The 10,393-nt window shown below is 68.8% G+C and carries 9 protein-coding genes; 6 read left to right on the top strand and 3 right to left on the bottom strand.

The genetic code is table 11. From position 1 onward, the window contains the following. Both VGF64_10975 and VGF64_10980 read left to right on the top strand, forming a co-directional pair. Positions 1-305 (top strand): HU family DNA-binding protein (locus tag VGF64_10975; protein ID HEY1635272.1); only part of this gene is annotated, 305 nt, incomplete at its 5' end. Positions 306-482: 177 nt separating this feature from the next. Continuing rightward, the gene (locus VGF64_10980; GenBank protein HEY1635273.1) at positions 483-1,367 is read left to right on the top strand and encodes an undecaprenyl-diphosphate phosphatase; all 885 of its coding nucleotides are present in this window, start codon (positions 483-485) and stop codon (positions 1,365-1,367) included. A 34-nt stretch (positions 1,368-1,401) separates the two neighbouring features. Here the strand turns inward: VGF64_10980 and VGF64_10985 are convergent, their stop codons facing one another. After that, the gene (locus VGF64_10985; protein ID HEY1635274.1) at positions 1,402-2,109 is read right to left on the bottom strand and encodes an HAD-IB family hydrolase; all 708 of its coding nucleotides are present in this window, start codon (positions 2,107-2,109) and stop codon (positions 1,402-1,404) included. 209 nt (positions 2,110-2,318) lie between these two features. On the opposite strand from VGF64_10985, the gene VGF64_10990 reads away from it, so the two are divergent. Beyond that, on the top strand, positions 2,319-3,884 hold the full coding sequence (locus tag VGF64_10990) for an alkaline phosphatase family protein (protein ID HEY1635275.1): 1,566 nt from the start codon (positions 2,319-2,321) through the stop codon (positions 3,882-3,884). A 66-nt stretch (positions 3,885-3,950) separates the two neighbouring features. Next, entirely contained in the window at positions 3,951-5,822 is a 1,872-nt protein-coding gene (locus VGF64_10995) for a DUF362 domain-containing protein (GenBank protein ID HEY1635276.1), read from the top strand. Here VGF64_10995 and VGF64_11000 read toward each other — a convergent pair. Beyond that, positions 5,819-6,139, bottom strand: coding sequence for an STAS domain-containing protein (locus tag VGF64_11000; GenBank protein ID HEY1635277.1), 321 nt, complete (start codon positions 6,137-6,139; stop codon positions 5,819-5,821). The two genes, VGF64_10995 and VGF64_11000, sit on opposite strands and share 4 nt — an antisense overlap. A 213-nt stretch (positions 6,140-6,352) precedes the next feature. On the opposite strand from VGF64_11000, the gene VGF64_11005 reads away from it, so the two are divergent. Further along, positions 6,353-8,155, top strand: coding sequence for a carboxyl transferase domain-containing protein (locus tag VGF64_11005; protein HEY1635278.1), 1,803 nt, complete (start codon positions 6,353-6,355; stop codon positions 8,153-8,155). 95 nt (positions 8,156-8,250) lie between these two features. Here the strand turns inward: VGF64_11005 and ligD are convergent, their stop codons facing one another. After that, complete coding sequence (gene ligD, locus VGF64_11010; protein HEY1635279.1) at positions 8,251-9,258, bottom strand: non-homologous end-joining DNA ligase; 1,008 nt, start codon at positions 9,256-9,258, stop codon at positions 8,251-8,253. 103 nt (positions 9,259-9,361) lie between these two features. Between ligD and VGF64_11015 the strand changes: the two genes are divergently transcribed. Next, positions 9,362-10,393 (top strand): LLM class flavin-dependent oxidoreductase (locus tag VGF64_11015; protein HEY1635280.1); only part of this gene is annotated, 1,032 nt, incomplete at its 3' end.

The raw sequence follows: 10,393 nt of genomic DNA on the forward strand, positions 1-10,393 counted from the left end.
GGGCGGCTCGTTGGGGCCGCAATCCTGCGACCGGCGAGCAGATCCGGATCAAGGCGTCCAAGCGGGCCCGTATCACGGCGCTCAAGGGCTTCAAGGACTCCGTGCTCAACCCCTCCCAGGCGCCCAAGCTAGGGCGTGGCGTGCTGGATGGCTCGGCCGCCCCGGCGAAGAAGACGGCGAGCAAGAAGGCGGCGGCCAAGAAGTCAACGGGTCGGAAGGCCACGGCGAAGAAGTCGCCGGCCAAGCGGCCCGCGGCCAAGAAGACGGTGAAGAAGAAGGCAGCGAAGAAGACCGCCAGGCGTTGACCGCCCGCGGCCTCAGCGCGATCCACCACTCGTAGTCGTCGGGCACCGAGCCCCGCCAGCTTGCTGGCGGGGCTCCCCGACCAGTGACTTGGCCTACGATCTCCCCGTCGATCATGCGTAATCAGTGCCGGCCCGCCCGCCTGCGCTGGGTCACGGACGAGCAAGGGGACTGCGATCGTGCTGAGCTATCTTCAGGCTGTCATCCTGGGGCTACTGCAGGGGATCACCGAGCTGTTCCCGATCTCCAGCCTGGGCCACACGGTGATCTTCCCGGCGCTGTTCGGGTGGCACAGCGTGGTCCAGGCCCAGTCGGCCAAGGAGTCGTTCTTCCTGGCCTTCCTCGTCGGCATGCACGTGGCCACGGCCATCGCGCTCCTCATCTATTTCCGCGACCAGTGGGTCCGGATCATCAGAGGGTTCTTCGTGACCCTTCGCACCCGGCGCATCGAGACGGCCGACGAGCGCCTGGCCTGGCTCCTGATCGTGGCCACCATCCCCGCTGGGATCGCCGGGCTGGTGTTCGAGAGGCTGTTCCGGACCGTGTTCGCCAAGCCCATCGCCGCCGCCGGGTTCCTCGTGATCAACGGCCTGATCCTGTTCGTCGGCGACGCAGCCCGGCGACGGGCCGAGGCGCACCAGCCCGTAGAAGCCCCGGGGGCAGCGAGGGCGCCGGCCCGGCGGCTCGACACGCTCGATTTCCGAGAGTCCGGCGTCATCGGCGTCGCCCAGGTCTTCGCCCTGTTGGCCGGGATCAGCCGGTCAGGCATCACGATGGTCGCCGGCCTGGTCCGCGGGCTCGACTACGAGGACGCGGCGCGCTTCTCCTTCCTGCTGGCCACGCCGATAATCCTGGCCGCCGGGCTTTACAAGCTCCCAACGGATTTCCTCGGTCACAACGGCGACGGCGTACGTGGCCAGATCCTGGCGGCCAGCCTCGTCGCCGGCGTGGCCGCCTACCTAACCGTGCGGTTCCTCATGCGCTACTTCGAGACCCGCAAGCTGTGGCCCTTCGCTATCTACTGCGTCCTCTTCGGCGGTGCGATGATCATCTACTTCCGCTGAGGTCGGGCGCGACCGCAGGCGAGCGGCCGGTGACTCAGTTGAAGCGCAGGATCGGCCAACCCGACGCTCGGGCCGCGGCTCGCAGCGCCCGGTCCGGGTTGACGGCGACGGGGCGACGGCAGGAGCGGAGCAGCACGAGATCGGAGGCGGAGTCCGAGTAGGCCGCGGCCTCGGTGAGCTGCACGGGTCCGACCTCCTGGGCGAGACGATCGAGCTTGCCTCGACCCTGGCAGAACGGTCCGGCCAGTCGACCCGTGTAGCAACCGTCGACCACCTCGGCCACGGTGCCGACTCCCCGGTGCGCACCGAGCAGGGAGCTCACAGCCGTCACCAGCTCGTGCGGACTTGCGGACAGGACCACGCAGAAGTCGCCGCGCTCGAGGTGCTGCTCGAGCAGCCAGCGGGCACCGGAATAGACGTTGGCGGCGACGTCGGTCGCGACCTCCATGACGGCTGGAAGCAGCGGGGCCTGCGGAGTGCCCGAGAAAGCCCCCAGCATGCTGTCCCGCAGGCGCTCCACCTTGGACTCGCTGGCCCCGCAGCGCTGGAACACGAGGTTGCGGGCCACGTGCTGCGGCAGGGTCCAGGGACTCAGGAGGCCTCGTCGGGCCAGGGCCCGGCCGAGGTGGACGAGGCTGGAACCGGGGATCAGCGTCCGGTCCAGGTCGAAGATGGCGAGGGTGCTGGAGGGGGCTGTGGTGAGACCTGGCCGGGTTCGCTCGAGCGCCGCCAGTGCCGCCATGTCTCCAGTGTGCGGTGGGCCCCTTGCGCCGCGATGAACGCGACCGACAGGGCAGATGAACCGTTCGCGAACATCCTGCGTGCCGTGTGACGAAACGGATTCCACTCTCAGCATCCACACGACCGCCCAACCACTCTTTGCCTCGCGTTCACCTTGATGCCCCGATATCGCCATAAACTGGTCACAGTCGGGCCGTAGCGTGCCGCGCCATGCGAAGATTGACGCACGTTGGGAACCTCAAGATCGCGGCCGTCACCGTCGCCGCGACCGCTCTCGTCGCTACCCTCGGCTCGGCCGCCCAAGGGTCGGCAGCGCCGGGGGACTCCTCACCGGACGAGGCGGCGACGACCACGCCGATCAAGCACCTGGTCGTGATCTTCCAGGAGAACGTGTCCTTCGATCACTACTTCGGCACCTATCCCAACGCCACCAACCCTCCTGGCGAGCCGTCCTTCAGGGCCGGCGCCGGGACACCGGCCGTCAACGGGTTCACCCCGGCCCTGCTGACAGCCAACCCCAACGGCGCAAATCCGTCGCGACTCGACCGGTCGGTCCCGCTGACGTGCGATCAGGACCACGACTACACGCCCGAGCAGAACGCTTTTGATCACGGCCTCATGGACAAATTCATCCAGAACACCCAGGTCGAGTCGTGCTCACCGCCCGATCAGGCGCCGGCCAATCTGGTCATGGACTACTACGACGGCAACACCGTCACCGCGCTGTGGAACTATGCCCAGCACTTCGCCATGAGCGACAACTCGTTCGGCTCCACCTTCGGGCCATCCACGCCCGGTGCCCTCAACCTCGTGTCGGGTCAGACCCACGGAGCGACGCCCGCCACGCTTCCCGACGTCGTGAACAACGGCACCGTCATCGGCGACGCCGATCCCGCCCACGACGACTGCTCCGCCGGGACGACGATCGGCACGAGTGGCACGAACATCGGTGATCTCCTCAACGCCCACAGGCTGACGTGGGGTTGGTTCGAAGGCGGCTTCCGGCCGTCGGGCCAGAGCAACGGGAAGGCCGTCTGTGGCACCGCCCACACGAACGTCGGTGGCGCCAGCGTGTCCGACTACAGCGCCCACCACGAGCCCTTCCAGTACTACGCCAGCACGGCCAACCCGCATCACCTGCCACCGACCTCGGTCGCGGCCATCGGCTCGACCGACCAGGCCAACCACCAGTACGACACCTCGGACTTCTGGGCCGCAGCCAACGGCGGCCACCTGCCGGCGGTCAGCTTCCTCAAGGCCCCTAGGTACCAGGACGGCCACGCCGGCTACTCGGACCCGCTCGACGAGCAGCACTTCGTGGTCAACACCATCAACAGCCTCCAGAAGCTCGACAGCTGGAAGTCGACCGCCGTGGTGCTCGCCTACGACGACTCCGACGGGTGGTACGACCACGTCATGGGTCCGATCGTCAGCCAGTCCAACGATCCCTCGGCCGACGCCCTCACCGGCCCGGGCATGTGCGGAACGGCCCCGACAGGCGCCTTCCAGGATCGGTGCGGCTACGGCCCGCGACTGCCCCTCCTGGCCGTCTCGCCCTGGGCCAAGACGAACTTCGTGGACAGCTCGGTGACCGACCAGTCGTCGATCCTGAAGTTCGCCGAGGACAACTGGGGCCTGGGTCAGATCGGCAACCAGTCGTTCGACGCCAAGGCGGGAAGCCTCGCCAACCTCTTCGACTTCACCGGGCACGCGAACGGGCGTCGGTTGATGCTCGACCCGACCACCGGACAACCAGGTTCGGGCCAGACGCAGTAGTCTCCGGCCGGCTCCGCCCGGCGGTAGGGTCTCGGCATCGACGAGCTCCTGACCGAGGAGGAGAGCTTGGCTGCGGAGGACGTCCGACCGCGGTCTGGCAGCGGGCGCCTCGACAAGATCTACCAGGAGTCGGAGCGCCTCCTCGCCACGTGGCGCCGCCGTTACCGTGGTCGCCCTGAGTGGGAGCTGCGCCGCCTCTGGTTCCTCGCCCTGGAGCGGGAGCAGTTGGTCAGCGTCGCGTATCGGGAGCGGGCGATCGCCCAGCGCGTCGCCCGCATGCCCCTCGACGCCGAGGTGCGTCATCTCCTGCGCCGGGCGCTCATCTGGGTATGGCAGGACGAGGAGATGCACGCCGCCTACGTGCGGGGGGTCCTCCTCCACCGCGCCTCGGTGTGGACGCGAGGGCTGACCTACGGCGAACAGCTCTTCGGCGCAGTGTCAGGATGGGCCAGCGCCACGGACCAGCATCTCCACGTACGAGACCACCCGGTCGCCGTTGCCCTGGCGCGGTCTTTGACCCTGGGCGGCCTCCTCACGGGTCGGCTGAGCAGCGCCCTGCGACAGGAGCTCGACTACGGGCCGTTCCGAAAGTTCTGTCGCCTCAACGTGGAGCTCGAGCGGAGCGCGGCGCTGTGCTGGGCCCGCATCATCGATCTTGCCGCGACCGACGAGGAGCGCGAGGCGGCTGAGCAGGTCGTGGACGATGAGCACCGGCACGGTCGGGTCTTCGCCGTGCTGGCAGCGGCGTTCGGTGATGACGACCGCCTCCGTACCGGATGGACTCGGGAGACGCTCGTCGACGAACTGCGCCCCATCGGAGAGTGGTTCCTGCCTGGGCGGGATCGCGCGGCGTCGGTTCGACCCGGTCGCTTCGCCAGCGGGGCGCCGGTGTACGTCGAGCGGGGAAGCTCGTCGACCGACAAGCGCTCCAGCCTCCGCCAGGTCCTCGATCGAGCGGGCCTGCCCGAGCTCATCGCCTCCAGGGCCTCTACCGGCGTGCCCCTCCGGGCGGCAGTGAAGACGGCCTTCATGCTCGGCTACGACCGCCGTGACCGCTCGACGCTCGTCGATCCGATCCTGGTCGACGAGCTGGCGCGCTACCTGGCCGAGCACGGCGTCGGCGACGTGGCGGTGCTGGAGGCACCCACGCTGTACGACGGCTTCTACGCGCACCGGTCGGTCGCCGAGGTGGCGAAGTATTTCGGCTTCGACTCGCCCGCCTACCGCGTCGTCGACTGCTCGCAGGACCAGGTCCCGTTCGAGTACCTACGAGGAACAGCCCAGTCGTGCATCAGCCGCACTTGGAGCACCGCCGACGTGCGTCTTGTGCTCGCCAAGCTGCGCACCAACCCCTCCGAGCTCGGGCACCTCTGCCTGTCCTCACTCGAAGGGCTCGGCGAGCGCCAGGATCGCTATGTCTTCTCCGACCGCCAACTCCACTACCGGATGGCCACCATGATGGTGGTCGACGCCTTCGAGCCGGATCTGGGCGTGGTCGACGCCTACGATGACGCCGCTCAGGGACCCTTTGGCGTGATGGGCTGCCGGCACCCGGTGTCCCCACACCGGGTCTATGCCGGCGCCGACGCGCTGTCGGTCGACACCGTCGTGCTGCGAGACATGGGCGTGCCCGATCCCCTTCTCTCGCCCATGATCCGCATGGCCACCTACTGGTTCGACGCGTCGGAGGATGCGACGGCCGTGGTCGGTGACGGCGGTCCGATCCCGGGCTTTCGTCACCCCTACTCCAGTGGCGTCTCGACTGCCCTGTCGACCGCCGCGTACCCCGTGTACGTCTACGGAAGCGGCGCCGGGCGGCTCTTCGTCCCGGCCATGGACGAGGGCGCCTTTCCTCCTCTGACCGAGGTCGGGCCGGTCGTCGCCGCCGTCCGCCGAGCTGCCCAGCTGGCGTTCGGCCTCCGTCCCCCGGCCAGCTAGACGGCGCCGGCCGCCACGGTGATCACGTCGAGCAACCCGGTCAGGTCGAGCACCCGACGCACCGGTTCGCTGGGCGCCTCGAGCACGAGCTCACCGCCGAGATCGCGCAGGCGCCGGTGTGAGGCCGCGAGGACCCCGACGCCGGCGCAGTCCATGAAATCCGTGGCGCTGAGGTCGATCAGCACGGTCCGGCCCGGCGCGTCCATACCCTCGAGCGCGGCTCGAAGCCTTGGTGCCGTGGCGCAGTCGAGATCTCCCCGGACCGTGACCATGTGGAGACCGTTGCTCACGGTCGTCGTCACCCCCAAGGGGACCATGTCCTCATCGCCAAACCCGGGTACGCGATCCGCCCCAGTCGCTCGACGATGACGACATGGCGGTCTGAGACTCATCCGTTACACCTTGTTACCAGCAGCGAGCGTCCCTCGCGCAAGAGGGGAAGGTCACCCCGGAAGGGGAAAACGCTGCTCCCTCACGCGATGGAGCGCCGAGGGCGGCCCGACCAGGGACAACTGCTAGACAGAAGACCGATGCCCACCATCGGGTCGCCGCTCCACGGGACGGTCGTCAGCATCGACGTCGGCGAGGGCGACCTCGTGCGCACCGGGCAGCCGGTGCTCGTCCTCGAGTCGATGAAGATGCAGCACCCCGTCGAGGCGGCTGCGGCCGGCTTCGTGCGGAAGATCGAGGTCGCCGTGGCCGACACCGTGGTGCCCGGCCAAGCACTGGTGGTCGTGGAAGAGGCCGCCGTGGTCGATGCCGACGAGCGCGAGGAGCAGACCGGGCCCTCTGAGCAGATCAGGGCCGATCTGGCCGAGGTCCTCGAGCGCCACGCCCTCGGACAGGACGAGGCCAGGCCGGACGCCGTAGAGCGACGCCGGCAGACCGGCCAGCGCACGGCACGGGAGAACGTCGAGGACCTCTGCGACGACGGGAGCTTCGTCGAGTACGGCGGGCTCGCCATCGCCGCCCAACGGCGACGCCGTGACGTGGACGAGCTGATCAGGCGGACGCCGGCGGACGGCCTGGTGGCAGGGATCGGGACGGTCGACGGCCACCGGACGATCGCCATGTCCTACGACTACACCGTGCTGGCCGGGACCCAGGGCCTCCAGAACCACCGCAAGAAGGACCGGCTCTTCGAGCTGGCCGAGACTCTCCGCCTCCCGATCGTGTTCTTCACCGAAGGAGGCGGCGGCCGGCCAGGGGACACCGACGGCGTCGGCGTCAGCGGGCTCGACACCATGGCGTTCCACCTGTTCGCCAGCTTGAGCGGCCTGGTGCCGCTGGTCGCTGTCAACTCCGGCTACTGCTTCGCCGGCAACGCCGCCATCCTCGGATGTTGCGACGTGGTCATCGCCACCGCGAACTCCAACATCGGGATGGGCGGTCCGGCGATGATCGAAGGGGGCGGGTTGGGCGCCTACCCCCCCGGCGCCATCGGACCCATGGAGGTCCAGGTACCCAACGGCGTGGTGGACGTGGCCGTGGCGGACGAGGCGGCCGCGGTCGCGGCGGCCCGGCAGTACCTGTCATATTTCCGTGGGGCGGTGCCCGAGTGGGACGAGCCGGACCAGGCCCGCCTTCGTCACATCGTGCCCGAGGATCGGCTGCGCACCTACGACGTGAGACAGGTGTTGTCGACGCTGGCCGACCGGGGCTCGGTGCTCGAGCTGCGCCAGGGCTTCGGGACGGGCATGATCACCGCCCTCGCCCGGGTCGGTGGACGCCCTGTCGGCGTGATTGCCAACAATCCCGCTCATCTGGGTGGAGCCATCGACGCGACCGCCGCCGACAAGGCGGCCCGCTTCATGCAGCTCTGCGACGCCTTCGACGTGCCGCTGATCTCGCTGTGCGACACACCGGGCATCATGGTGGGGCCGGACTCGGAGAGGCAGGCGAGCGTCCGTCACTGCGCCCGCATGTTCGTGATCGGGTCCACGCTGACCGTGCCGTTGCTGACCATCGTGTTGCGAAAGGGCTACGGGCTCGGCGCCCAGGCCATGGCCGGCGGCAGCTTCAAGGCGCCGATCTTCACCGTGGCCTGGCCGACCGGAGAGTTCGGCGGCATGGGTCTCGAGGGTGCGGTGCGCCTCGGTTACCGCCGCGAGCTGGAGGCGATCGACGATCCCGAACGCCGGGAGCAGACGTTCCAAGAGATGGTCGCGGCCATGTACCGACACGGGAAGGCGCTCAACACGGCGACCTATTTCGAGATCGACGACGTGATCGACCCGGCCGAGTCGCGCCGATGGATCACGGCCGCCCTCGACTCGGCTCCGCCGCCTCCAGCCCGGGCGGGGAAGAAGCGTCCGTGCATCGACACCTGGTGAGCTGAGGACCGCCACAGGCCGTCTCCTGCCGACGTTGGCAGAAGACCGCGCCGTCCTCCCTGGCTCCCCCTGGATATGACCCCGCCGTGTCACGGTTATCGGACCGGCGCTTCCCGGACGACCTCGCCAGGATCCTTGTCGCGGCGAAGGCCGAGAAAACGCGGATGACGCAGTTTGCCATCCTCGGTCCACTCCGTGAACGCAACCTGGGCAACCACCTCGGGACGGACCCAGTGGACGCCCGGTTGGCGAGCTCGAACTCCGACGAACGGAGGGTCGTCCTGGCGAAGGGCTTCGAGCCGCCGCCGGAGATCGAGCAGCGTCTCGACGTCGTACCCGGTGCCCACCTTCCCGGCGAAGACGAGGTCCCTCCCGGAGTAGAAGCCGATGAGGAGGGCGCCGAAGCCGACGCGGCTCCCGGCTGGTTCCGTGAAGCCCCCGACCACCACCTCCTGCTGGTTGGTGCACTTGAACTTGAGCCAGTCCGGGCTGCGCCGACCCACATAGAGGCTGTCGGCCTTCTTGGCGACCACCCCTTCCCAGCCGCGGCCGCAGGCCTCCTGGTCGAAGGCCTCACCGTCAGTGTTGCGGTGAACGCTGTAGCGCAGGGGCTCGCGGTAGGTCACGGCGCGCCGCAGGAGCGCCTTGCGGAGACGCAGCGGCAGGTCGGTGGTGTCGTGTCCGGCCAGATGCAGCAGGTCGAAGACGTAGTAGAAGACGGCGACATCGCTGCGTCGGACCTCCTCACGGTCTCGTATCTGCGTGCGCCGCTGGAGGCGAGCGAAGCTGGTCTGTCCGTCCTCGAAGGCCACGATCTCGCCGTCGACGACGAGATCCGTTTCCGCCTCGCGGCCCAGGGCCTCCGCCACTTCGGGGTAGGCGCCATCCACTCGCTTGCGATCGCGCGACAGCAGGCGGATCTCGCCTCCCCGCCGGTACCCGAAGCACCGCTCCCCGTCCAGCTTGCGCTCGAACAGCCACGCCGGATCCGAGAACCGCCGGTTCGTCAGGGTCGCCAGCATCGGCGGGACCCAGTCGGGCGGCGGGGCCGGCCGGAGTCGGCGGCGCGCATCGTCGGGGAGAGCAGCGAAGAGGTCGCTCATGGGTGGTGCGTCGGTAGGGCTACGGCGTGCTAGTTCCTACCCTCGGCTGCCTGCTCCCACTCCGCATTGCCGGGGCCCGCCTCCCGGTGTAGAACCACCCCCCATGGACTGGCCTCTCCGCTTCGGCGTGTTCTTGGCCCCGTTTCACCCCGCCGGTCAGAACCCAACTCTTGCTCTCGAGCGCGACCTCGAGCTCATCACCCGCCTCGACGAGCTCGGCTTCGACGAGGCATGGATCGGCGAGCACCACTCGGCCGGGTTCGAGATCATCGCCTCCCCCGAGGTGTTCATCGCCGCCGCCGCCCAGCGCACGCGGCACATCCGGCTCGGCACCGGGGTCAGCTCTCTTCCTTACCACCATCCGCTCATGCTGGCCGATCGAATGGTGCTGCTCGACCATCTCACGCGCGGCCGGGTCATGCTCGGCGTCGGTCCTGGGGCGCTGCCGTCCGATGCCTTCATGATGGGCATCGATCCGATGCGGCAGCGCGAGATGATGGAGGAGTCCCTCGAGGCCATCCTTGCCCTGCTCGCGGGCGACGAGCTCGTCACCCGCACAACCGACTGGTTCACCCTCAGCGACGCCCGACTCCAGCTCCGTCCCTACACCCATCCGCGCTTCGAGGTGGCCGTGGCGGCCCAGGTGTCACCGTCCGGTCCGCGAGCCGCCGGACGCTTCGGTCTGGCCCTCCTTTCCCTCGGCGCCACGTCGCTCGGCGGCTTCGATGTCCTGGGTTCGCACTGGGGCGTCATGGAGGAGCGGGCCGCGGAGTTCGGCACGAGCGTCGACCGGCGCCGGTGGCGACTCGTCGGACCCATGCACCTCGCTCCCACCGATGAGCAGGCTCGCGCCGAGGTCGGCTACGGCGTGGGTGAGTGGGTCGACTACTTCCGACGCGTCGCTGCCCTGTCACTCGCCCCCGAGACGGACGACTCGACCGAGCTGGTCGATTCGCTCAACGCGTCGGGCATCGCCGTGATCGGCACCCCGGAGATGGCGATCACCCAGATCCAGAGGCTCATCGACCAGTCGGGCGGCTTCGGCACCTATCTGTTCATGGCCCACGATTGGGCCGATCGCCTGGCGACGCTGCGATCGTACGAGCTGTTCGCCAAGGAGGTCATGCCTCTCTTT

This window comes from Acidimicrobiales bacterium (assembly GCA_036491125.1).
Taxonomy (GTDB): domain Bacteria; phylum Actinomycetota; class Acidimicrobiia; order Acidimicrobiales; family AC-9; genus AC-9.

Bases quoted from the DNA above. Each gene is read 5' to 3' on its own strand.
- VGF64_10985 (HEY1635274.1), bottom strand. From the start codon at position 2,109: ATGGCGGCACTGGCGGCGCTCGAGCGAACCCGGCCAGGTCTCACCACA.
- VGF64_10990 (HEY1635275.1), top strand. From the start codon at position 2,319: ATGCGAAGATTGACGCACGTTGGGAACCTCAAGATCGCGGCCGTCACC.
- VGF64_11000 (HEY1635277.1), bottom strand. From the start codon at position 6,139: ATGGTCCCCTTGGGGGTGACGACGACCGTGAGCAACGGTCTCCACATG.
- VGF64_11005 (HEY1635278.1), top strand. From the start codon at position 6,353: ATGCCCACCATCGGGTCGCCGCTCCACGGGACGGTCGTCAGCATCGAC.
- ligD (HEY1635279.1), bottom strand. From the start codon at position 9,258: ATGAGCGACCTCTTCGCTGCTCTCCCCGACGATGCGCGCCGCCGACTC.